This window comes from Streptosporangium sp. CA-115845, assembly GCF_050943795.1.
In the GTDB taxonomy this organism is placed as follows: domain Bacteria; phylum Actinomycetota; class Actinomycetes; order Streptosporangiales; family Streptosporangiaceae; genus Streptosporangium.
The window spans coordinates 9302514-9325250 of record NZ_CP191988.1 but is presented as its reverse complement, the minus strand read 5'-3'; the positions used below and the strand labels follow the sequence as shown (position 1 = coordinate 9325250).

Sequence of the window (22737 nt, the reverse complement as noted above, 5' to 3'; positions counted from 1 at the left end):
GCAGGCGACCCTAGGCGGGGTGATCACCTCTCAGCTATGAGCGTTCGCAACGAAATGACGCTGTCACTTGCGCTTTAACCACAAATCTCATCAGATATCGCGCGTTATCACGTTCGTTATAAAACGCCGAGATGGATTGTGGTCTGCCATGGCTCCCTTATCCCGATATGTCTGGGTAAGTTTGCCGACCACCTCGGGTGTTCTTGGAGCTGCCACGTGGACCTGTTCGGTGAAGACGAGATTCGCCGCTTCCTCACGGGGCGTATCGCGGCCCGCTGTCGCCTGTCCCTCGCGGATGTCGATCCCGACCGTCCCCTGGAGGCGTTCGGGCTCTCCTCCCGCGACGCCGTCGCGGTGGCGGGGGAGCTGGAGGTGCTCCTCGGCCGCGAGCTGGGACCCACGCTGGTCTGGGAGTATCCCACGATCAACCGCCTGGCCAGGGGGCTCGCGCCCCGCGCGCGGACCGCCCCGGAGAAGGCCGGACCGGCCGTCTCCGACGAGCCGATCGCGGTGATCGGCGTCGGGTGCCGCCTCCCCGGCTCGGTACGCGGCCCCGGAGACTTCTGGCGGCTGCTCATGGCGGGCGGCGACGCCGTCGGCCAGGTGCCCGAGGGCCGCTGGGAGCCCTTCGACGACGGATCTCCCCGCACCGCCGAGGCTCTGGCCAGGACGACCAGGCACGGCGGCTTCCTGGAGGACATCGCCGGGTTCGACGCGGAATTCTTCGGGATCGTCCCCGGCGAGGCCGAGACCATGGACCCGCAGCAGCGGCTGCTGCTGGAGACGGCCTGGGAGGCGCTGGAGCACGCGGGCGTCGCGCCCCGGTCGTTGCGCGGCAGCCGTACCGGCGCGTTCGTCGGTATATCCGGCAACGAGTACGCCCACCTGACCACGGCCGACACCGCGAGGGTGGACGCCTGGACGGCGACGGGCGCGGCGTTCAGCATCGCCGCCAACCGGCTCTCCTACCTGCTGGACCTGCGCGGGCCCAGCCTGGCGGTCGACACCGCGTGCTCGTCCTCGCTGGTCGCCACACACCTCGCCGCAGGCAGCCTCAGGTCGGGGGAGAGCGACCTGGCCATCGCCGCCGGGGTCAACCTGCTGCTCTCACCCGTGATCACCATGGCGTTCGACCAGGGCGGCGGCACCGCGCCCGACGGGCGCTGCAAGAGTTTCGACGCCTCGGCGGACGGGATGGTCAGGGCCGAAGGCTGCGGGGTCGTCGTGCTCAAGAGGCTGTCCGACGCCCAGCGGGACGGCGACCGGGTCATGGCGGTGCTCCGCGCCACCGCGGTGAACCAGGACGGCCGGTCGAACGGGCTGGTCGCGCCCAACCCCGAGGCCCAGGAGGAACTCCTGCGCGGCGCCTACTCGGGTCTGGGCGGTCCCGGCTACATCGAGGCGCACGGCACCGGCACCTTCCTGGGCGATCCGATCGAGGCCCGCGCCGTCGCCGCCGCCCTCTGCGAGGGCCGTACCGCGCCGCTGCTCCTGGGCTCCGCGAAGAGCAACCTCGGCCACCTGGAGGCCGCCGCCGGGATCACCGGCCTGATCAAGACGGTCCTCGCCCTCCATCACGGCGTGATCCCGCCAAGCGTCCACTTCCACCGGCCCAACCCGCACATTCCCTGGGAGCACCTCCAGGTCGTCACCGCCCCCACCCCCTGGCCGGACGGGTACCCCCTGGCGGGTGTCTCCTCCTTCGGCTTCGGCGGCACCAACGCCCACGCCGTCCTGGAGCCCGCTCCGCAGTGGCGGGAACCGGAGAGCGAGGGGCCGGCAGCGAAGATCTTCCTGCTCACGGACGTGTCTCCCGAGCGGGTCAGGGATCATGCCGGGACGCTCGCGGACTGGGCCGACGCCGAACTCGCCGAGCCCGCCCAGCCCGACGCCGCCTCCCCGGACGCGTCCGCCGCCGGGAGCACCCCCGCCCCGGGGGCTCGGCGGCAGGTCTCGCTCGGCGATGTCGCGCACACCCTCGCCCGGCGGGCGGGGCGGGGCAGGGCAGGGGCCGCGGTCGTGGCCGCGAACCGGGAGGAGCTGGTCGCCGGGCTGCGGGCGGTACGGGACGGGGCGGGCGTCACCGGAGCGGCGCCGGCCGGGGGGCGCGGGCCGGTCTGGGTGTTCTCCGGCTACGGATCGCAGTGGGCGGGCATGGGAGCCCGCCTCTACGCGGAAGAGCCGATATTCGCCCGGACCGTCGACGAGCTGGACCCGATGCTCGCCGGGGAGGCGGACATCCGGCTGCGCGAGATCATCGCCGAGGGGGCGGACGCGCCGGGGGTGGCCGTCGCGCAGCCGGTGATCTTCGCGGTGCAGGTGGCGCTGGCCCGGCTCTGGACGGCGTACGGAACGCGGCCGGCGGCGGTCGTCGGGCACTCCATGGGGGAGGTCGCGGCCGCCGTGGTCGCGGGCGGGATCGGGCTGCGGGACGCGGTACGGGTGATCTGCCGCCGGGCCGCGCTGCTCGGCACCATCGGCGGCGGCGGGGCCATGGCGGTGCTTGAGGTGCCCGCCGAGGAGGTGCCCGGTGACCTGCACGTCGCCGTGTACTCCTCGCCCAGGCAGTGCGTCGTCACCGGCGATCCCGGCCGGCTGGCCGCCTTCGCCGCCGAGGTCGAGGCCCGCGGCCTGCTCGCGCGGCTGCTGACCGCCGAGGGTGCCGGGCACTCGCCGCAGGTCAAGCCGCTCCTGCCCAGGATCCGCGAGGCCCTGGAGGGCATCGCGGGCGGCAAGCCGGAGCTCCCGTTCTACTCGACGGTCTTCGACGACCCCCGCGAGGTGCCGACCTTCGAGCCCGCCTACTGGGCGGCGGGGGTCCGCCGCCCGGTCCGCCTGCTCGACGCGATCAGGGCCGCCGCGGCGGACGGTCATACCCTCTTCACCGAGATCAGCCCGCACCCGGTCCTGGCCGGAGCACTGCGCGAGAGCCTTCCCGCGGGAACGGTGATCACCCACTCCCTGCGCCGGGGCCACGACGAGGAGATCCGCGCCCAGCTCGCCGCGACCGTGGTCGCGATGCCCTCGCTGCTGCCGTCCTGCTCCGGCACGCTCGCCGACGTTCCGCCGTCACCCTGGCGGCACGAACGCCACTGGGTCTCCGCCACCAGGTCGTCCGCGCTCCCGCCGGGCACCCATCCGCTGCTCGGGGTGCACGTCGAGAGCCCGGCGGGGCACGTGTGGACGACCAGGCTGGACGACCTGTCCGACGTCCCCTGGCGGCTGGAGCCCGCGGCGTGGCAGCCGCACGGCCTGCCGGTCATGCCGCTGGCCGCGGTCGCGGCCCTGGCCCAGGCGGCGGCCCTCGCCGTGTACGGTCAGGCCGAGCTGGCCGACGTCGCCCTGAACGGCTTCCTGCCGCTGCCCGCCACGGTCACCACCACCCTCACCCCTTCGGGCGAGATCGAGATCGACGCCAGGAACGCCGCCGGGGTCTGGGGCCGGTACGGCGCCGCGAGCGTCGTCGCGGACTCGCCCGTCGTCGCCGCCGTACCCAGCCCGGCCGAGCTGGCCGGACGGCTGCGCGTACCGGCGGGGACGCCGGTCGAGATCGAGGTGCTGGAGCCGGACGGCACCCCGGTCGGGCTGCTGGCCAGGGACGTCCTGGCCGGCGCGCTACCGGTGCCACTGGCGGGCAAGCTGGTGCGGCGCCTCTGGGTCACCGAGGCGGGCACCGGCACCCGGCCCGCGGAGCGGGGACTCGACTCCCCTCGGGGCCGTGGCTGGCTCATCCTGGCCGGAGACGAGAGCCCGCGGGCCGAGCGCCTGGCCGCCGAGCTCGCCGCCGCCGGGCACGCCGCCCGCACGCTCACGATGCCCTGCCTCTCCCCGACTCCCGTCGCGGCCTCATCCCTGGTGCCGGCCCAGCGACCCGCCCCGCACGCCGAGCCCCGCCTCGTACCATCGCCCCCGACCGGGATGCCGGCGAGTGACGAGGTCGTGCTGCTCGTCCCCGCGGGGCTGACCCCGGCGGGGAGCGAGGCGCTGCTCCTCGCCGTGACCGCGGTCGTCCGTGAACTCGTGGGGCCGCGGGCCGGTGCGGGGCCCGGCGGCGGTGCCGGCACCCGCCTGAGGGTCGTCACCGACCGGGCACAGGCCGTACTGGACGGGGAGCCGGGTGACCCGGGGGCCGCCGCGCTGCGCGGGCTGGTCCGGGTCCTGGCCTTCGAGCATCCGGAGCTGCGAGCCTGCCTGGTGGACGTCGACGACACGGAGTCGCTCCTGACGGAGCTGGCGGCCGACGAGCCGGACGACGAGGTCGCCTGGCGCTTCGGCATCCGGTACACCGCCCGGCTCGCCGCGGTACCCGACCTGGCGGGCGGCCCCGACACCGACACCGACACCGGCGCCGGTGCCGGCACGGTCGGGCGGCGCAGGGCGACGCCGGTGGTACGGCGCGGCGGGGGATACCTGATCACCGGAGGGTACGGCGGCCTGGGGCTGGTCGTGGCCCGCTGGCTGGCCGAGCGGGGCGCGGGGCGGATCGTGCTCGGCGGGCGGTCGGGGCCGTCCGCCGAGGGGGCCGCCGAGATCGAGCGGCTGCGCGAGCTGGGCGTCGACGTCCAGGTGGTGACCGGCGACCTGGCCGCGCCGGGGGTCGCCGTACGGCTGGTCAGGGCCGTGATCGACGGAGGGGTGTGGCTCCGTGGCGTGGTGCACGCGGCGGGCGCGCTGGACGACCGTCTCGTCGTCGACGTGGGCTCGCCGGACCTGCACCGGGTCTGGTCGGCCAAGGTCCACGGTGGCCTGGCGCTGCACCGGGCGACCAGGCACGCGAGCCTGGACTGGTGGGTGGCGTTCTCCTCGGCGGCCGCGCTGCTCGGCTCGCCCGGACAGGCCGCCTACGCGGCGGCGAACGCCTGGCTGGACGCGCTCTGCGACCTGCGCAGGTCCGAGGGACTGCCGGGAACGACGATCAACTGGGGCACCTGGGCCGAGGTCGGCGGGGCGAGCCAGGCGGCGCTGCCCGCCGTCTCGCCCATCACGCCCGGCGAGGGAGTCGAGGCGCTGGAGGCACTTCTCGCCGCCGAGGCGGACGCGGCGGGCGTGCTGCGGCTGGACGTGGCGACCGCCGTCGAGCTGTTCCCCGGCATCGCGCGCATGCCGTACTTCGCCGGCCTGGCGGGCGCGGGGGCGAGCGCCGGAGGCTGGGCGGGTGCCGAGGCCCTGGCCGACATGGAGCCGGGCAGGGCCGTCGAGATCGTGGTCGGCAAGATCAGGGAGCGGACGGCGGCGGTGCTGGGGGTCGACGCCGCCTGGCTCCAGGAGGACACGGTGCTCACCGAGGCGGGCCTCGACTCGCTGGCGGCCACCCGGCTGCGCGGCACGATCGAGCACGACTTCGGGGTGGTGGTGCCCGCCGCGCCGATGCTGCAGGGGGCGACCCTCGGGGACGTGGCCATGGCCGTCGCCGCGGAGCTCGGCCTGCGCGGCGCGGCGGCCCTGGCCCGCCAGGTGGAGCCGAGGGACGCGGCGGAGCGGCAGGTCGTCGCCGCGCTCACCCGGATACTCGGGCGCGAGCCGGGGGTGACCGAGGAGATACCCGAGGACGTCCTGCCGGTCCTGCTCGACGTCCTCGGCCGGGAGACGGGCCGTGCCCTCGCCGAGGGCGAGGGCGAACGGGCCGGCCTGCGGACCGGTGCCCAGCTGGCCGACCTGGTGCGGGGGATCGACGAGGAGGAGGCCGCCCGTGGCCTCGTCCGCCCGCTCACCCCCGCCGCCCACGCCTACCTGGCGGTCCGCCCTACGGAGGCGGGGGAGCGGGTGCCGCTCTTCCTGGGGCATCCGGCGGGCGGGACCACGGGGGTGTACTCGCTGCTGGCGGGGCTGCTCGGCGCCGAGCAGGTGGTGTTCGGGCTGGAGCGGCCGGCGGACATGGGCGTGTTCGGCCCCGAGGCCGGGGTCGAGGAGCGGGCCGCCCGGTACGTGGAGGAGATCAGGAAGGTGTGCCCCTCCGGCCCCTACCGGCTGGGGGGTTGGTCGTTCGGGGGAGTCCTGGCGTTCGAGATCGCGCGGCGGCTCGGCGCGGAGAACGTGGAACTGGTCGCGATGATCGACTCGGGTCTGCCCGACGAGGTCGAGGCGGCGGAGCGGGCGGAGATCGTCGCACGGCGGTACGCGGACTTCGCCGCCTATCTCGACGAGACCTACGGGGTGCGGGTCCGCCTCACCGGTGAGGAACTGGTGGCCCTGGACGAGGCCGGGCAGCTCGCGCTGGTGGAGGCGCGCGTCGCCGAGTCGGGGGTGCTGGACCTGCTTGGGGAGGCCATCCTGCGGCACCAGATCACCTCGCACGAGGACACCCGGGCGCTGGAGGCGTACCGGGCGGGGAGCTATCCGGGGCGGGTGCTGCTCTACCGCTCGACGGAACCGACCCCGTGGGCTGTGGAGGACGTCCGCTACGCCCATGCCGACGACCCCTCGCGGGGGTTCGGCCCGTTCAGCCCGGCACTGGAGATCGTCACGATCCCCGGTTCGCACCACCTCAACCTGCTCGATCCGCCACACGTCGAAGTCATCGCCGCTCACCTTGGAGGCCAGGAATGACCCTCGCACAGGCCGTCGTCGACGGCGCCGATCCCGAAGAGCTCGCGCGGCTCGACATCCCCACGACCTTCAGGGCCGCGCACACCCGCAAGGGTGAGGTGGGCATGTTCGGCCGGAGCAGGCACGGCGTGAACGGCGTCGACAAGGACATCACCAGATCCGTCCACGTGGGCGAGGTGCCCATGCCGGAGCTCGGCCCCAACGAGGTGCTGGTCGCCGTCATGGCGAGCGCGATCAACTTCAACACCGTGTGGACGGCCATGTTCGAGCCGATCCCCACCTTCGCCTTCCTGGAGCGGTTCGGGCGCGAGGACCCCCGGCACGACAGGGACTTCCACGTGCTCGGCTCGGACGCCTCCGGGGTGATCGTCCGGATGGGCGCCGCGGTACGGCATTGGAAGATCGGTGACCGGGTCGTCGTCTCGCCCGCCTACGTCGACGAGCAGGACCCGATCAGCCACTCCGACTCCATGCTCGGCTCCGACCTGCGCGCCTGGGGGTTCGAGACCAACTACGGCGGGCTGGCCGAGTTCGCGGTGGTCAGGTCCACCCAGCTGCTGGCCAAGCCCAGGCACCTGACCTGGGAGGAGGCCGCCTGCAACATGCTGTGCGCGTCCACCGCCTACCGCATGCTCGTCAGCGAGCGCGGATCCCGGATGAAGCAGGGCGACGTCGTGCTCGTCTGGGGGGCGACCGGCGGGCTCGGCGCGTACGGCGTGCAGCTGGTGAGGAACGGCGGCGGCATCCCGGTGGGCGTCGTCAGCTCCGTGGAGAAGGCGGAGCTGCTCCGCAGGATGGGCTGCGAACACGTGGTGGACCGCTCGCAGTTCGAGCATCTCGACGATGAGAAGGCCTGGCGGAGGTTCGGCGCCGAGGTCCGCCGCCAGGCCGGCGAGGACCCGCATATCGTCTTCGAGCACACCGGTCAGGACACCTTCGGCGCCTCCGTCTACGTCGCGCGGCGCGGTGGCTCGGTCGTCACGTGCGGGTCGTCCAGCGGCTACGACCACGCCTACGACAACCGGCACCTGTGGATGAAGCTCAAGCGGATCGTCGGCTCCCACGGGGCGAACTACCAGGAGTGCCACGAGGTCAACCGGCTGCTCTCGCTGGGCCTGCTGCATCCCACCCTGTCGGCCGTCTATCCGCTCGCCGAGACCGGCGACGCCGCCCGCGCCGTGCAGCTCAACGAGCACGTCGGCAAGGTGGGCGTGCTCGCCCTGGCGCCCACCGAGGACCTCGGCGTCGAGGACCACGCGCTCAGGGAGCGCGTCGGCGAGGACCGGCTCAGGCTGTTCCGGAGCCGGTAGGGGCGCCGGTGCGGCGGGAGCGGGCCAGAGCCAGCCCGCCGAGGACCATGGCGATCAGCCCGACCACCAGGGCCACGAAACCCCCGACTATTCCGTAGCCGGTGCCGGGACCACCGTCGGCGGCGGCCACCACCAGCCCGCCGATGACCGCGCCGGCCAGCCCCGCCACCAGGGCCACGATGGCCCCCCTTCGGCCGTTGCCGGTGCCGACACGACCGGTGGAGCGGGCCAGAGCCAGCCCGCCGATGACCGCGCCGGCCAGCCCCAGCAGCGCGGCCACCAAGGACCAGAGACGCCCGGAGGTCAAGGTGTAGGCACTGGCGGGGTCCGGCTGGACCACGACGTGCGCGGCCACCGGTGCGGCAAGCTCGAAACCTTCGATCAGGGCGGCTCCGGCCACCGCAAGCACATATCGGACCGACATGAGGTGCTCCTTCTCTCCTGCTGCGAGTGGACGTCGCCTGATCATGTCCGCCGGACCCACCGCCGGTCGTCCGGCGGACGCAGGCAATTCGCGCTGCCGCCGATGCCGCAGCCGGCTACCGCGGACGCCGCAGGAGCCGCGAAGGTACCGCGGGTGCGGTAGCCGGCCGATCATCCGCGCGCAGGAGTCGCCCGCGCGGACATCCGGCTAAGGTGCGCGCATGGGTACGGGACGGGCCGGTGTCAAAGATTGGGCGATCGCCATCTGCGTGGCGGCGACGCTGCTGGTCACCGGGCTGTCCGGGCAGGACTCCGCCACGAACCTCGACCTGGTCGGCTACCCGCTGCTGGCGGCCGGCGGTTTGGCGCTGGCCGCGCGCCGCCGGGCTCCGGTTCCCGTCCTGGCCGTCACCGGGCTGTGCGCGGTGGGTTACCAGGCGGCCGGTTTCGACGTGCCTGCGGTTGCGTACCTGTGCGCGGTGTACGCGGCCGTACGGGCGGGACACCGCACCATCACGGTGGCGGTGAGCGTGACCGTACTGGCCGCTCTCCCCCTCGCGGCCCTGGCCTCGGGTCTGCACGACACGGGCGAGGCGCTCGCGCAGGCCCGGGGCGCCCTGGAGATAGCCTGGCTGATCGCCGCGGGTGCCGCGGGTGAGGCGCTGCGGCAGGCCGAGCGGCGGGCGGAGGAAGCCGAGCGCACCCGGGAGGAGACCGCGCGGCGCCGCGCCGACGAGGAGCGGCTGCACATCGCGCGGGAACTGCACGATTCGCTCACCCACCAGATCTCGATCATCAAGGTGCAGGCCGAAGTCGCCGTCCACGTGGCTCGCAGGCGTGGCGAACAGGTGCCGGAGGCCCTGCTGGCGATCCAGCAGGCCGGACGTGAGGCGACCCGGGAACTGCGTGCGACCCTGCGGGCGCTGCGCGAGGACGACATGACCCCGCCGCGTGGGCTCGACCACGTTCCGGAACTGGTGGAACGGGCCCGTAGCATCGGTCTGGACGCGACGCTGACGATCGAAGGGCAACGACACGACGTGCCGGCCGCGGTGAGCCGGACCGTCTACCGGATCGTTCAGGAGTCGCTCACCAACATCGCCCGCCATGCCGCCGCCGCTACCGCGTCGGTCCGGATCGACTGCCGTCCGGACGCCCTCGCGATACGCATCGATGACGACGGCAGGGCCACACCGGACACCGCCCCGGTGCCCGGCGTCGGGCTGCTCGGGATGCGCGAACGAGTCACCGCCCTCGGCGGCCGGCTGCGCGCGGAGCCGCGCAGCGAGGGAGGCTTCACCGTCCAGGCTGAACTTCCCGTGGACCGAACGTCATGATCCGTGTCCTGCTGGTCGACGACCAGCCGCTCCTGCGCAGCGGATTCCGCGCGCTCCTCGACCTCGAAGACGACATCGAGGTGGTGGCCGAGGCCGGCGACGGGATGCAGGGCCTGGCCCTGGCCAGGGAACATCTGCCCGACATCGCTCTCATCGACATCCAGATGCCGGTCGTCGACGGCATCGAGGCGACCCGGCGCATCGCTGCGGACCCGGCCCTGGCCGGGGTGCACGTCGTCATCCTGACCAACTACGGCTTTGACGAATACGTCTTCGACGCGCTGCGCGCCGGCGCAGCCGGATTCCTCGTCAAGGACATCCAGCCGGAAGACTTCCTGCACGCCGTACGCGTCGCCGCGCGCGGCGACGCGCTGCTCGCCCCGTCGATCACCCGCAGGCTCATCAACAGGTACGTCACCCAGCCGCTCAACACCGGCACGGGGCTGAAAGAACTGACCAACCGCGAACGTGAGGCCGTCGCCCTGGTCGCGCAGGGCCTGTCCAACGACCAGATCGCCGAGCGCATGGTGATCAGCCCGCAGACTGCGAAAACTCACATCAACCGAGCCATGGCCAAGCTCCACGCCCGCGACCGCGCTCAGCTCGTGATCATCGCCTACGAATCCGGACTGGTGGTCCCGCGCGGCTCCTGACCTCTCCTCCCCATCACCCCGCGCTGAACTCTCCGAGCTCGAAACGCCCACCGAGCCCCGGCCGGGGGCAAGACCGGCCATGGCGACGCCGGTCACCCGGAGCTCGTGGACGGCCCGGCTGCCTGGTATCCGCCTCGTGTCTGCCGGGCGGTCCGCGGTGATCAGACCGTTTCCGGCTTCCCGGGGCGTCCGCGGTGATCAGGCCGTTCCGGCGGCGGCGGACTGGCGGGCCCGCAGGACGATCTCCAGCTCGAACCGGACGTCCGGGTCGCTGAGCTGGTCGCCGTACAGCTCCTCCAGTTGCCGCAGGCGATAGCGCACGGTCTGCGGGTGCACGTGGAGCCTGGCGGCGACCTCCCCGGCACCCCGGCCGTGCCGCAACCATGCCAGCAGCGTCTCCGCCAGCCGGTCCTGCTGGCTGGGCCGCAGGTGGGCCAGGGGCGCCAGCCGCACCTTGGTGAGCGCGGTGACCAGCTCCTCGTCCTTGAACACGATCAGCGTGGCCATGTGGTCGGAGCAGCGGAGCAGGCCGCGCTGCTCGGTGAGCACGCCGCGCCTGTGCAGGTCGAGCGCCTCGCGGGCCCAGCGCAGTGAGGTCGCGGCGGCGGCCAGCGGGACTGCGGGACCCACGGCCGCCTTCCAGCCGCGCAGGCCTTTCTCCAGGGTCTGGGCCTGCCCTGGGCCGTCGGGGTCGGGCACGATCAGGCAGGGCCCCGGCCGGTCGAGGCCGGCCAGCACGTCCGGCGGCATCGAGGGGGGACGGTAACCACCGGGATGCTCCTCCAGCGCGACCCCGGCCACGGTCCTGGGCAGCCGCCATCCGGCGGTCTTGGCCAGGTCGGCGATCGCGTCGGGGGACGCGGCCGGCTGGCTGAGCAGCAGGTCCATCAGCCGGTGGCGGCGGCGCTCGATCTCCCCGGCCGCGCGGGCCCTGGCCTCCTCGAACCCTTCGGCCGCGGCGTCGGCCAGTTGGTCGAGATAGACGAAGATGGCCTCCCCCAGGTCGTAGAGGTGCTGCGGGGTGAGGCCGAGTTGCTCGGACTGCTCGGTGAGCCGCCGCCAGGCGACCCGGGCGCCCAGGCGCATCGCGGTCTGCAGGGGGTCGAGGTTGCGGCCCTCGTTGGCCTCGCCGCGCCCGATCGTCCGGAAGACGTCGGGCTCCCACGGCGCGTTGGGGTTCTCGATCCGGTCGACGAACTGGCGCAGGGCCTCGTCCACGGCCAGCCTGATGGCCTTGATGTAGTTCGTGTCGGCCGGCCGGGCATACTCGGGGATCCGCGCCGTGATCTCGTCGATCACCTGGTGTGCGACCTGAGCCAGGCCCGGCCTCAGGAGCCTGGCGGCATTGGCCGGAGCCGAACGCCACAGCCGCTGGTCGGGCAGGTCGTGAGATCTCGCTCTTCGGCCGTTCAAGCCTGGGACAGCGATCCGGGTGTGTTCCTTTGTCGCCATAGACCCTCCTGTCGGAGTGCGCCTCAGATTCTCACCTAATTGACACTTTGGACAATTAGCAAACGCTTGTTCTTGTCTCAAATGCAACATGTGATGTCTTCGACGGGAGGGACTGATCGGGGCTGAGCGGTTCCGTGCCTGGCCAAGGGGTACGGGAGGCGGCCGTGAGACCGGTTGCCGGCGGAACTCGAGTCGGCGGGCCGGTGGCGAGGCCGAGATCGGTGGGGCCGAGGCCGGTGAGACCCGCTGTCGGTGAGACCTGCTCCGGCCGGGCGTCGGTGGTGGTGGGACCGGACCTGATCGGGGTGCCCGGTTCAGGCTCCAGACGGGCACCCCGATCGGATCAGGCCGGTCAGCCCCTGGTCTGGGCGAGATAGCCGGTGAACTCATCCAGGGAGATGAGGCCGTCACCGTCCTGGTCGATCCTGGCGACGGCCGCCTCGGCCGCCTCGGGGGTGATCGGCTGGCCGAGCACCTCCATGAGCCTGGTCAGCTCGGTAACCGAGATGAGGCCGTCACCGTCAACATCGACGATCTTGAAAGTTGTCGCGTAGTCGTCCGCCACGATCGCATCCGCCTTAGGCAGCAGGGAAATCAGACGGCAAGCACACTAGCCCCGTTTTCCGCACGTTGGGGTGGGTGGGGTTCGGCTGAGTCGTTGACTCGCTCGAGCGGCTCGGAACCGGTACGACATGCGGTCGTGAGACAACGCGCGCAGTTCGGTGTCCCGAGTGTGGAAAAGACCCTCGGGGCGCTGCCGGTGGTGGCGGATTTCTGCCGGAAGTTGAGGATCGCCGATGTGGTCGATGCCCTCTGCCCCGTGGGTGACCTGGCCGAACTCACCCACGGCCAAGTCATCGAGGTGCTGGTCGCCAACCGGCTGACCTCTCCGGCGCCGCTGGTCCACGCGGCCGACCGGGCTCAGGCCTGGGCGGTGGGCGAGGCCTTCGGCATCGAGGCCGACCTACTCAACGACGACCGGATCGGCCGAGCGCTGGACGCGATCGCCCCGCACCTGGATCACCTCACCGGATCGGTCGGACCGACCGCGATCGAGGCGTTCGGCGTCGAGGCCTCCCGCATGCACTGGGACATGACCTCGATCTCCCTGCACGGAGCTTATGAGCAGGCCGAACAGGGATATGCGGCGCCGAGGTTCGGCCATCCCAAATGCCCTTTCCGGCTGAACCTGGAGGATCGACCCCTTTCAGGTACCGGCTGAGCTCGGAGGATTGCCCCTGTCCGGGTGCCACACGGGCAGGGGCGCCGCCGATTCGATCGGCGGCGCCCCTTTTTCCGCGCCTTCACGGCTGGAGGGTCAGTGAGTGGTATTGATCAGCCCCGCGCGTTCGCCATCGTCCGGCACGCCTCGGCCCATGTCCGGCACGCGTCGGCGCACTCCTTCATCATCGGGTCGCTCTCCATGGACATGCACGCGTCGGCGCACTTGTTCGCGGCCTTCGCGCACATCGCGGCCATCTCCTTCGCCATCGGCGACTGGCGCATCATCATGTCAGCGCAGAGGCGGGTCATGTCGGCGCAGTCCATGAGCGGGCCTATCAGCGCCATGTCGGCGTACCGACCCCCCTGCATGAGGCAGTAGGTCATGGTCTGCTCGCAACGGCTGTGGCTCTCCAGGCACATGTCAATGCTCTTCTGTACCTGAGGGTTCATCTTCACCGCATGGCTCATGCTTGCTCCCCGTGTTCGTGACCGCTCTGCTTTAACGGCCGAAGATCTCGCACCAGTGTTGTGCCCCGCCGGGCGCCTTGGCCTCCCAGAAAGAAGCGGCTTTAATACCCCGTCGAGATAGTTTTGTGTATAAATTCACCTATCGTCTGTAGGGTTAGTGGGAAAGTCATGGAGGTGGGCGGCTCCTCCCAGATCTGCGAGGAGCCGCCCGCCGGACACCGGGCCGGAACGTGTTCCGGCCCGGTGTCCCCCGCCACTCAGAGCACGGCGCCCGAACCCTGGCGTGCGGGAGCCGGGCCCTTCCGCTTGGGCCGTGGCGGCGCGCCGGGCTTGCGCTTCTCCAGCTCGATCGCCATCGGCCCCGCGACCAGCGAGGAGGAGAGCGTGCCGACGACGATTCCGATCAGCAGCGCCACCGCGAAGTCGGTCAGCGAGTCGCCGCCGAGCACCGCCAGCGCGGCCAGGATGAACAGCGCGCCCAGACCGGTGTTGACGGTACGGGGCACGGTCTGCAGGATCGAGGTGTTGACCACCTCGGCGAACGAGCTCTTCGGCCGCGCACCCCACAGCTCGCGGACCCGGTCGAAGACCACCACCTTGTCGTTGACCGAGTAGCCGATCACGGTGAGCATCGAGGCCAGGAACACCCCGTCCACCGGCTTGCCCAGCCAGGCGAACGCGCCGATCACGATCGCCGCGTCGGCGACCAGGGCCACCACCGTCGCCAGGCCGAACGTCCAGCGGAACCGGAAGGCGAGGTAGGCGAGCTGTGCGGCGAGCGCGACGCCCAGCGCGATCAGCGCGTTGCGGCGCAGCTCGTCCCCGAGGCTCGGCCCGATGAGCTCGTCGCGCTCCTTGGTGACCTGGCCGCCCTCGCTCTCCAGCGCCTTCTCGATCTTCACCACCTCGGCGGGAGTGATCTGACCCGTCCGTACGGAGATGTCCTCATCGGAGGCCTGCACCACCGCGTTGGGGAACCCGGCCTTGCTGACCAGCTCGCGGGCGGCGTCGGCGCTCATCGGGGTGGTCGTGGAGTACTCCACGAGCCTGCCCCCGGTGAACTCCACGCCGAAGTCGAGCCCCCGCACCGCCACCCCGGCCACGGACGCGGCCACCAGCAGACCGGTGATCGCGAAGTACCCGGCGCGGCGGCTCATCAGGTCCGGCTTGCGGGTGTTCAGCCAGGTGCGGACCCGCCCGATGTTGGACAGGCCGGTGATCTTCGGCCGTGCGGACACCACCTTGAACCTCACCGCCCACTGGGCCAGGACGCGGGTGATGACCATCGCGGTGATCAGCGAGGCGATCACACCGATGCTCAGCGTGACGCCGAAGCCGCGTACGGGGCCGGAGGCCAGGAAGAACAGCAGCCCGGCGGCGAGCAGGGTGGTGATGTTGGAGTCGGCCACCGCGCTCCACGCGTTGCGGAACCCCTTCTCCAGCGAGCCCCCGAGGATGGGCGTCTCGGCGTACTCCTCACGTGCCCGTTCGAAGACCAGTACGTTGGCGTCGACGGCCATGCCGATCGCCAGCACGAAGCCCGCCAGTCCCGGCAGGGTGAGCGTGGCGCCGAGCCCCACCAGTGCCGCGTACGAGATGAGGGCGTAGCAGGCCAGGGCGATGGCGGCGAGAAAGCCCACCAGCCGGTAGATCACGATGATGAACAGCGCGGTGAGCGCGATGCCGATGACCGCGGCCCAGGCGCTGGCCTTGATCGCGGCGGCGCCGAGCGTCGGGCCGACGGTCCGCTGCTCGACGATCTCGACGGGCACCGGCAGCGAGCCGCCCTTGATCAGCAGGGCCAGATCCGAGGCCTCCTCGGCGGTGAAGGTACCGGTGATCTGGGTGGTGTTACCCGGCAGGCCGACCTTGCAGCCCACGTCCTCGTTCACCTGGGGGGAGACGATCACCTTGGAGTCGAGCACGATGGCGATCCTGCGCTTGGGGTCGCCCGGCTGGTTGCAGGCCGCCTCGCCGGTCAGCTTGGCCCACGCCGCCCGTCCCTGATCGCGGAAGTCGACGGTGATGAACCAGCCGCTGCCCAGCTGGGCGTCGATCCCGGCCTCGGCACCGCCGACGCCGTCACCGGTGAGGGCGGCCGGTCCGATGTGCAGCGGGGCGCCGCGATCGTCGGGCAGGATCTGCTCTCCCTTGCCCGGCTTGGTCTCCGCTCCCGGGTCGGGGGCGCCGAGGACGGGGTGGAAGGTGAGTTGCGCGGTCTTGCCGATGACCTCGGCGGCCTTGGTCGGGTCCTGCACACCCGGCAGTTCCACGATGATGCGCCGCTCGCCGGAGCGGGCCAGCGGCGCGTCCGCCACGCCCAGGCTGTCGGCCCGGCGGCGGAGCACCTCAAGGGTGCGGTCGGTGGCCGCGGCGTCGGCCTTGACCGTCGGCGAGTCCTTGGTCTCCAGGACGAGTTGGGTACCGCCGCGCAGGTCGAGACCGAGGCGCGGCGACATTGTCAGGGCTATGTACAACGAGGTGGCGATGACGGCGAGCGCCGCTATCGCGCGTACCACCGGGGCACGCGACATGGAAGCCTCCACAGGCTGGGGGAGTTGTCCTCGGTCACGCCGAAGGAGCGTTCAGGGACGGCGGCACGCTTCGCGTACGGCAGGAACGCCTTTCGGCTGGAGAGAAGGCGTTCTCCGGGTACGGGAAAGACGTTTTCGCTCGCGGCGAAGGCGTTTTCACGTACGGCGAAGAGACCCGGAGCGGTTCCGGGGTGTTTCAGCCGGTTGTGGAGGCGGGTGGTGCGCGCCCCGGCCTGACGAGCAGGGCCGCGAGCGGGTGGGTGTCCTCGTCACCCGCCGGGCGGGTGAGCGGGCCGGCGGCGAGGAACAGGTGCCGGAGGTCGGTGGGCGGGGTCGCGAGCGGGTGGCCGCCCCCGCCGCCCAGGCCGGCCCCGGTGCCGGCGAACCCGGAGGCCAGGGAGTGCCGCTGCACGCCGTCCAGGAGCGGGCGCGACAGCGGCTGATGCTCGCCGACGGCCTGGACGACCGCGGTGTGCCGGGCGAGGGCGGCGCTGCTGCCGCCCAGCCCTCCGGAGACCAGCAGCGGCAGCAGCAGGGTCAGCAACCAGCCGAAGGGCGCGCCGCGCCTCAGCTGTCGCATGATCTCCTCCTGACCGTCATCGCTGTCCACCGTAGCCCTTCGGAGCCGCTGCGATCCCCCTCACGTCAACTCCGGGGTGCATTACCCCATAAACGCACAAAGGAAGGGTAATGCGGACGCATGCGACTCACCCATACCGCCGACCTGTGGTGGAAGAGGGGGACCTGCTCCGCGAGGGCGACCGGTTGCCCACTGTCAAGGAGGTCGTGGCGCACCTGGCGATCAACGCCAACACCGTCCTGAAGGCCTACCGCGAACTTGAGTGCGAGGGCCTGGTCGCCGCCCGGCCGGGGGTCGGGACGTTCGTGACCGCGATGCTCACCGACACCTCGCCGGCCGCGTACGGCCCGCTGCGGCTGGAACTGCAGCGCCGGCCGGCCGAGGCCCGCCGGGCGGGCCTCGACGACGAGAGCATCGAGGCCCTGTTCATGACTACCTTTCGGACCACCGCTCAGGAGGACATAGCGTGACTTCTTCCGTCCCGAGGTCACGTTCTGCCCGGAGAACTGCGGCTGATCCTGGGGCGGCCGGGTGGTCGCCTCCATGGTCACCTCTCAGCCCTGAGCGGTCTCCGATCCGGTGTCGCCGGTCTCTCCCAGCTCGGTGAAGAGGGTGAGCTGGAGCCCGGCCGGGCCCTCAAGGCGGGAGTTGAGCGAGTTCCACGGGGTCCGGACGGGTTCGGCGACCACCGTGGCCCCGGCTCCGGCCAGCTTCGCGGTGACGGCGGGGGAGTCGTCGACCTCGAACGCCACCCGGATGTGCCCGGCCACCCGCCGCCCCACCTCGACCTGGTCGATGAACTCCGCCTGCGAAGGATCGGCGATCTCCAGCGTGGCCCGGCCCGCCTCCAGGATCGTCACCCTGCCGTCGGGTGAGGAGTAGGCGGCCCGCTCGGGCAGGCCGAGCACGTCGCGATAGAAACGCAGCGCCTCCTCGTAGTCGGCGGCGGTAACGACCAGGCGCATCTCCCGGACGGTCATGACGGCTCCTCACACGGTCAAAACGATCATCCCGTGCGGGACAGCGTGATCGGCACATCCGGTATTCCTCGCCCGGCTCACCGCGGGCCGGGAACCGGCACGGGCACGGCGCGCTCCCGGCCGGTACGGGCGATCGCCGAGGGCCGGGAACTCATGGCCGGTATGGGCGATCACCGAGGTGTCGTGGGCCCACAACGGCGGGGGCGACCGCCGGGGTGCCGTGGCTCAGGGCCGGTGCGGGTGATCGCGGCGCGGGTCCCGCCTGGTCTTGAGCCTGTCCAGCCGGCGGATCAGCTCGTCGCGGACCTCCACGAGCGCGGCGGGCAGATCCTGCTCGTAGGAGTGGGTCACCAGCGGCTCCGTGCCCGGGAGCACGCATTCGAGCGTCACCCGCTGCTGGGGCGTGTCACGGTCCTTGACGCTCAGCCGCAGCTCCACCGCGTCACCGGGATGGCAGAGCAGCCGCTTTCCCAGCCCGGCCAACCGCTCGATGATCCCCTGACGCTCGCTCTCGGCGAGGCCCGTCCCGAACCTGAGCCGCTCGGCGACGACGCCCTGCTCCTCGGCACTCGCATCTGTCATCGTCGACAGCCTCCTCTGGATGTGGTCACAACATTACAGTCAGTCACCATCGCCGCCCCGGGTGGCGTCGGCCCGACTTCCCATCCGGTGTCGCCGGATGGTGAAACCCGGTACCTCGGCTGCGGATTCTCCTGCTGTAGGGGGGCTAAAATCCCATTCGGTGTCGAGCGCGAGGAGAACGGTCCCGGATGGATCTGAATACGCTGCGTGATGTTTCCGAGCTGAGTGACCCCATCGAGCGCGCACGGGTTCTGGGCCGTCTCATGACCGAGGAGCAGGAGCGCCTTGAGGAGGCGGCGAAGATGCGCCGCCAGGCGATCGCCGAGGCTCGTGACTCCGGCATGGGCCTGGAGGAGATAGGAGCCCACCTGGGCGTCTCCCCGGGCCGGATATCCCAGATGCGGAAGGGGCCGACGGCCCGTGCCCCCGAGGGAGCGGCGGGCCGCGCGCCGAAGGTGCTGGTCCGGCGGGCGCTGCCGACCGACCCCGCCGTGCGCGCCTCCGCGTCCCTCTTTCTCGTCGAGGCGGAGCGGCAGGGGATCAAGCCGGACCGCAGAATGCTCTATGTCGGCCCGGAGCCGGTGAGTGATCACGTGGCGGCCTGCCTGCGCGTCGAGCCCGGCACCGAGGTGATCGCCCGCCGGAAGATGATGACGGCCAACGAGGTTCCGGTACGGATCGCCACCAGCTACTTCCGGGCGGACCTGTTCGGGGGGACGCGCATCGCCGAGCCCGAGTTCGTCAAGCCGTCGCTCCAGTCGGCGCTGATCGCCCTCGGGCACGTCTTCGGCCATGCCGAGGAGAACCTGACGGCTCGCCCGCCGACATCCTTCGAGTACGACACCCTGGAACTCGAACCGGGGGAGTGGGTCGTGCAGGTCCTTCGAGCCGGATACTCCAGCGAGGACACACCGGTCCACGTCCTGGAGACGATCTGCGCCGCGAACAGGCACATCTTCTCGATCGGCCAGGTCTCCGGGGACGACGAGTTCTGACCGGCCTGCCGGCAAACCCGGGCCGGTCACAGCCGTCACGCCCGTCCACTGCCTGATCGTCGAGATCCGGCTCCCCGTACCGTCGAGATCGGAGAGAACGCTGTGACAGTCACGGCCGCGACGCGGACCTCGGTGTCCGTTCCCAAGGACATCCTGGCCCGCCGGGTGCCCGTCGCGCTGAAGCCCGGTGACCGGGTGGAGTTCACCAGGGCGGGCGCCTACGCCTGGAACATCTCCCACCACGATTTCCTGATGCACCGGAGACCGAGCTTCCACTACCTGTCCTGAGGTGGCTCTCCAACCCGGAGGTGAAGATACCTTCAAGTGCGCATATGCTGCGCTTCATCGCTTTCGTGCATAAAAGGGAGAAGCTCGCCGTGTACAAGGAGTTCGCAATCGAGGCTGTGGTCTGGGTCATCCCCGTAGCGGTGCTGCTCGGGCTGGCTTTTATGATCACTGCCTGACCTGGACGCGGCCGAAGAGCCACCACAGCCACACCTGTGAGGCCACCAGCAGGGGAGTGAGCAGCAGCATCGAGGGAGTGAGCAGGGCGAGCGTCGCCGAGTCCGCCAGGTGCTCCGCCAGTGGCAGGCGGGCCCCGGCCAGCAGGCAGACCAGAGTCATCCCGGCCGACGTCAGGGCGTAGACCGTACGCCCGCCCGCGGGCCCGGCGAACCGCCGGGCCCGCTCCAGAGGGGCGCCGTCGAGCCGGAGCCCGGCCAGTGCCAGCCCGTGAGCGGCGAACAGGACGGCCCCCAGCGGAGCGGCGACCAGCGCGCCGAGACCGACGGCGAACCCGTCGCCCATCCCGACGAGGATGACCCCCCAGCTCAGCACCGCCAGCCAGCTGCCCGCGACCACGGCGTTCTCACACCAGGCCCGCCAGGCGGCCCGGTCCACCCGCCCGCGCAGCCAGATCCCCGCGTCACGGGCGACCCAGCCGAGCAGCAGCGCGGCGAACGGCAGGTACATCCCGCTGAGCAACTCCCCCTCCAGCACGGGGAACGCGCCGACCAGTACGCCTACCGCGGTGACCAGCCAGACCTCGTTCGTCAGGAAGAACGGGGTGATGGAGGCGAGCACCCGGCCGCGCTCCTCGGGGGTGCGGCCGAGATACGGCAGCAGCATGCCGACCCCGAGATCCGCGCCCGCGAGGACGAAGTAGCCGACCGCGAAGAACGCGAGCAGGGCGATTTCCATGGCGATTTCCCTTTACGAAGGCCGGTGGACAGCGGGGCTGTCAGAAGGCCAGGACCGGAGTCGGCTCGGCCGGGGCCGAGCCGGTGGCGGGTGCCTCGGGGCCCTGGCGGGCGCTGCGCGCCAGGATCCAGGTGTTGACGGCCACCAGCAGGACGGACAGCGTGGTGAAGGCGATCAGCGAGAACCAGATCGTGCCCGGCGACATGTCGCTCAGCGCGTCCTCGGTCTTCAGCAGGCCGTTCACCATCCAGGGCTGGCGGCCCACCTCCCTGAACACCCAGCCGGCGATCATGGAGACGAACGGCAGCGGGATCATCGCGATCAGCAGCAGATACCAGGCCCGCACCCCCGGGACCGTCCGGCGGAACAAGGCGAGCAGCACGCTCAGCCCCGACACGAGCAGCAGCACCGTGAAGACACCCAGCATGATCATGGCGCCGGCCTGCGTCGGCGCGGTGGGCGGGATGTAGTCCCCCGGACCGTAGGTGGTGACCATCTCGGCCTGCAACTGGGCGATCTCCGCCTCCCGCCCGGCGAAGACGGCGCGCTTCATCGGCTGGAGGGACGGGAACTGCACGCCGCCGAACGCGGCGTTGGCCAGCAGCGCGGGCAGCGTGATGAACACGCCGATCCGCAGGGACCTGCGGAAGAACTCCTGCTCGGCCGTCCCGCGGCGCAGGTGGTAGGCGCTCACTCCGGCGAGGAAGAACCCGGCGACCACCAGGGCACCGGAGAGGATGTGGGCGAACGGGAGGAGCGCGTCGGAGTTGGCGAGCACCGCCGTCGCGTCGGTGAGCCGCAGCGCCCCGTCCACGACCTCGGCGCCGACCGGGTTCTGCAGGAAACCGTTGGCGACGAGGACCCAGTACGCCGAGGCGTAGGCGGTGATCGTGACCACCCAGATCACGCCCAGGTGCGCCCAGCGGTTCAGCCGGTCCCAGCCGAAGATCCACAGGCCCAGGAACGTCGACTCGATGAAGAAGGCGACGAGGGTCTCCATCGCCAGGGAGGCGCCGAACACGTTCCCCGCGAAGTGCGTCAGCCCGCTCCAGGCCATCCCGAGCTGGAACTCCATCACCAGTCCGGTGAGGATGCCCATCGCGTAGTTGATCACATACAGCCGTCCCCAGAACCGGGTCATCCGCATGTGCGTGTCGGAACGCTTCAGCGTCGCCCGGGTCTGCATGACCGCCAGCACCGTGGCCAGGCCGAGGGTGAGGGCCACGAACAGAAAGTGTGCCCCCGAGGTCACGGCGAACTGCAGGCGGGCGAGATCGAGCGTCTCCATACCGCTCATGCTTCCGGCGCGGTCACCGCCCGCGCGTCCCTCCCCGGGAGGCATCTGCCGTACTCCAGGAGTCGCGATCTCCGGCAGTGGCCGTACGACTCCCAGTGCACTGGCCCGGGTTCGCGTGCGGGGTCCGGCCTCGCCGGGGACGAGGGCCGCGTGGGCCTTCCGCAGCAGCGCCCGTGCCGTGGAGACCGGCCAGTCGTGCAGGACGCGGACGAACGACAGCGCGTCGTACCCGCCGGGCACTGGCCGGGGCCGGCTACCCGACGCTCGCCCAGGTGGCCACCGCGACCGAGCGGGAGCTCCGGCGGCTGCACGGCATGGGCCCCAAGGGCGTCCGCGGCCTGCGCGCCGCGCTCGCCGAACGCGATCTCACCCTGGCCGACCAGGAGGGATAAGCCCTGCGACGGCCGGTTGGGCAGGTTCCCCGGCATCGAGTGAAAAGCATTCGACATCCCCGGCGTCACGTTGAAATAGTGGTCGGCGCTGGATGCCGGTAAGGGCGGTGATCCAGCCGGGGCCGGCAGCTCGCTCGTCCGTGTCGCCCGCGTTGTCGCCCGCGTTCTCTCCCTCCCCGGCGGAGGCGCCGGTCGCGCGGGCAGGGCCCCGGTGGATATGTCGATCAACAGTGGGTGAGTCATGATTCCGGTCGGTGAGAAGGAGATCCGCGGATCCTTCGTCAACTGCTCCAAGGGGGAGGCGCGCAGGATCAACCTGCCCAGGAGCCTGCCGGAGACCCCCTGGGCCGACCTTGACTTCCTGGGCTGGCTCGACCCCGGCGCGCCCGACCGCGGCTACCTGGTCGTCGAGCGGCGCGGCGAGCTCGTCGGCGTCACCCTGCGCCTCAGCCGGGAGGTGCGCAGGAGTTATGCCAAGAGCACGGTCTGCTCGATCTGCGTGACACCGCACGCCGGCACCGGGATCTCCCTGTTCGTCGCGCCCAGGGTCGGCGCCGCGGGCCGCCAGGGCAACACGGTCGGCACCTACATGTGCGCCGACCTGGCCTGTTCCCTCTACGTGCGGGACATCAGGAAGACGGAGCTCGGCGTAAGGTTCGAGACGCTCACCAACGAGGAGCGGATCATGCGAGCCGTCGTCAACCTGGAGAGCTTCCTGGACAAGGTCTTCGACGGCGACCTGAGCTCGGGCGCGGCCTGAGCCG

The 22737-nt window shown here is 71.5% G+C and carries 20 protein-coding genes; 10 read left to right on the top strand and 10 right to left on the bottom strand.

What is annotated here, in order from left to right; translation table 11 throughout:
• The first annotated feature begins 216 nt into the window (after positions 1 to 216).
• Positions 217 to 6546 (top strand): SDR family NAD(P)-dependent oxidoreductase, encoded by a 6330-nt coding sequence (locus ACQP0P_RS44320; RefSeq protein WP_433368174.1) that lies wholly within the window; start codon positions 217 to 219, stop codon positions 6544 to 6546.
• Complete coding sequence (ccrA, locus tag ACQP0P_RS44315) at positions 6543 to 7856, top strand: crotonyl-CoA carboxylase/reductase (RefSeq protein ID WP_433368172.1); 1314 nt, start codon at positions 6543 to 6545, stop codon at positions 7854 to 7856. Before ACQP0P_RS44320 ends, ccrA begins: the two co-directional genes overlap by 4 nt.
• Here the strand turns inward: ccrA and ACQP0P_RS44310 are convergent.
• On the bottom strand, positions 7834 to 8280 hold the full coding sequence (locus tag ACQP0P_RS44310) for a DUF6223 family protein (RefSeq protein WP_433368169.1): 447 nt from the start codon (positions 8278 to 8280) through the stop codon (positions 7834 to 7836). The two genes, ccrA and ACQP0P_RS44310, sit on opposite strands and share 23 nt — an antisense overlap.
• A gap of 220 nt (positions 8281 to 8500) precedes the next feature.
• Between ACQP0P_RS44310 and ACQP0P_RS44305 the strand changes: the two genes are divergently transcribed.
• Positions 8501 to 9616, top strand: coding sequence for a sensor histidine kinase (locus ACQP0P_RS44305; protein ID WP_433368166.1), 1116 nt, complete (start codon positions 8501 to 8503; stop codon positions 9614 to 9616).
• Entirely contained in the window at positions 9613 to 10269 is a 657-nt protein-coding gene (locus ACQP0P_RS44300; protein ID WP_433368163.1) for a response regulator, read from the top strand. The genes ACQP0P_RS44305 and ACQP0P_RS44300 overlap by 4 nt, the downstream gene beginning before the upstream one ends.
• 198 nt (positions 10270 to 10467) lie before the next feature.
• On the opposite strand, the gene ACQP0P_RS44295 is transcribed toward ACQP0P_RS44300, so the two are convergent.
• Both ACQP0P_RS44295 and ACQP0P_RS44290 read right to left on the bottom strand, forming a co-directional pair.
• Positions 10468 to 11721 (bottom strand): PucR family transcriptional regulator, encoded by a 1254-nt coding sequence (locus tag ACQP0P_RS44295; RefSeq protein WP_433368161.1) that lies wholly within the window; start codon positions 11719 to 11721, stop codon positions 10468 to 10470.
• 352 nt (positions 11722 to 12073) lie between these two features.
• Entirely contained in the window at positions 12074 to 12286 is a 213-nt protein-coding gene (locus ACQP0P_RS44290) for an EF-hand domain-containing protein (protein WP_433368158.1), read from the bottom strand.
• Between the two features lie 168 nt (positions 12287 to 12454).
• Here ACQP0P_RS44290 and ACQP0P_RS44285 point away from each other — a divergent pair, with 168 nt between their 5' ends.
• A complete protein-coding gene (locus tag ACQP0P_RS44285) occupies positions 12455 to 12943 on the top strand; it encodes a DUF4277 domain-containing protein (RefSeq protein WP_433368155.1) in 489 nt (162 codons plus the stop codon).
• A gap of 113 nt (positions 12944 to 13056) precedes the next feature.
• On the opposite strand, the gene ACQP0P_RS44280 is transcribed toward ACQP0P_RS44285, so the two are convergent.
• The 3 genes from ACQP0P_RS44280 to ACQP0P_RS44270 all read right to left on the bottom strand — a co-directional run bounded on the left by ACQP0P_RS44280 (position 13057) and on the right by ACQP0P_RS44270 (position 16527).
• On the bottom strand, positions 13057 to 13413 hold the full coding sequence (locus ACQP0P_RS44280; protein ID WP_433368153.1) for a four-helix bundle copper-binding protein: 357 nt from the start codon (positions 13411 to 13413) through the stop codon (positions 13057 to 13059).
• A 257-nt stretch (positions 13414 to 13670) separates the two neighbouring features.
• Positions 13671 to 15947 carry a protein translocase subunit SecD gene (gene secD / locus ACQP0P_RS44275; RefSeq protein WP_433368150.1) on the bottom strand — a complete coding sequence of 759 codons (2277 nt, stop codon included), beginning with the start codon at positions 15945 to 15947 and terminating at the stop codon, positions 13671 to 13673.
• Positions 15948 to 16143: 196 nt separating this feature from the next.
• Positions 16144 to 16527 (bottom strand): hypothetical protein, encoded by a 384-nt coding sequence (locus ACQP0P_RS44270; RefSeq protein WP_433368147.1) that lies wholly within the window; start codon positions 16525 to 16527, stop codon positions 16144 to 16146.
• A gap of 146 nt (positions 16528 to 16673) precedes the next feature.
• Here ACQP0P_RS44270 and ACQP0P_RS44265 point away from each other — a divergent pair, with 146 nt between their 5' ends.
• On the top strand, positions 16674 to 16997 hold the full coding sequence (locus ACQP0P_RS44265; protein WP_433368144.1) for a GntR family transcriptional regulator: 324 nt from the start codon (positions 16674 to 16676) through the stop codon (positions 16995 to 16997).
• 84 nt (positions 16998 to 17081) lie between these two features.
• On the opposite strand, the gene ACQP0P_RS44260 is transcribed toward ACQP0P_RS44265, so the two are convergent.
• Both ACQP0P_RS44260 and ACQP0P_RS44255 read right to left on the bottom strand, forming a co-directional pair.
• On the bottom strand, positions 17082 to 17507 hold the full coding sequence (locus ACQP0P_RS44260) for a VOC family protein (RefSeq protein ID WP_433368141.1): 426 nt from the start codon (positions 17505 to 17507) through the stop codon (positions 17082 to 17084).
• Positions 17508 to 17732: 225 nt separating this feature from the next.
• Entirely contained in the window at positions 17733 to 18089 is a 357-nt protein-coding gene (locus ACQP0P_RS44255) for a hypothetical protein (RefSeq protein ID WP_433368139.1), read from the bottom strand.
• A gap of 188 nt (positions 18090 to 18277) precedes the next feature.
• Here ACQP0P_RS44255 and ACQP0P_RS44250 point away from each other — a divergent pair, with 188 nt between their 5' ends.
• The 3 genes from ACQP0P_RS44250 to ACQP0P_RS44240 all read left to right on the top strand — a co-directional run bounded on the left by ACQP0P_RS44250 (position 18278) and on the right by ACQP0P_RS44240 (position 19548).
• Positions 18278 to 19084 (top strand): UTRA domain-containing protein, encoded by an 807-nt coding sequence (locus ACQP0P_RS44250; protein ID WP_433368136.1) that lies wholly within the window; start codon positions 18278 to 18280, stop codon positions 19082 to 19084.
• A 102-nt stretch (positions 19085 to 19186) separates the two neighbouring features.
• Positions 19187 to 19372: a hypothetical protein gene (locus ACQP0P_RS44245; protein WP_433368133.1), complete on the top strand. Its 186-nt coding sequence runs from the start codon at positions 19187 to 19189 to the stop codon at positions 19370 to 19372.
• 44 nt (positions 19373 to 19416) lie between these two features.
• The gene (locus ACQP0P_RS44240; RefSeq protein ID WP_433368130.1) at positions 19417 to 19548 is read left to right on the top strand and encodes a hypothetical protein; all 132 of its coding nucleotides are present in this window, start codon (positions 19417 to 19419) and stop codon (positions 19546 to 19548) included.
• Here ACQP0P_RS44240 and ACQP0P_RS44235 read toward each other — a convergent pair.
• Together ACQP0P_RS44235 and ACQP0P_RS44230 are read right to left on the bottom strand one after the other, a co-directional pair.
• Positions 19538 to 20284 carry a cytochrome d ubiquinol oxidase subunit II gene (locus ACQP0P_RS44235; protein ID WP_433368127.1) on the bottom strand — a complete coding sequence of 249 codons (747 nt, stop codon included), beginning with the start codon at positions 20282 to 20284 and terminating at the stop codon, positions 19538 to 19540. The genes ACQP0P_RS44240 and ACQP0P_RS44235 overlap by 11 nt on opposite strands.
• 40 nt (positions 20285 to 20324) lie before the next feature.
• The gene (locus ACQP0P_RS44230) at positions 20325 to 21821 is read right to left on the bottom strand and encodes a cytochrome ubiquinol oxidase subunit I (protein WP_433368124.1); all 1497 of its coding nucleotides are present in this window, start codon (positions 21819 to 21821) and stop codon (positions 20325 to 20327) included.
• Positions 21822 to 22214: 393 nt separating this feature from the next.
• Between ACQP0P_RS44230 and ACQP0P_RS44225 the strand changes: the two genes are divergently transcribed.
• Positions 22215 to 22733, top strand: coding sequence for an FBP domain-containing protein (locus tag ACQP0P_RS44225; RefSeq protein ID WP_433368122.1), 519 nt, complete (start codon positions 22215 to 22217; stop codon positions 22731 to 22733).
• Positions 22734 to 22737 lie beyond the last annotated feature (4 nt).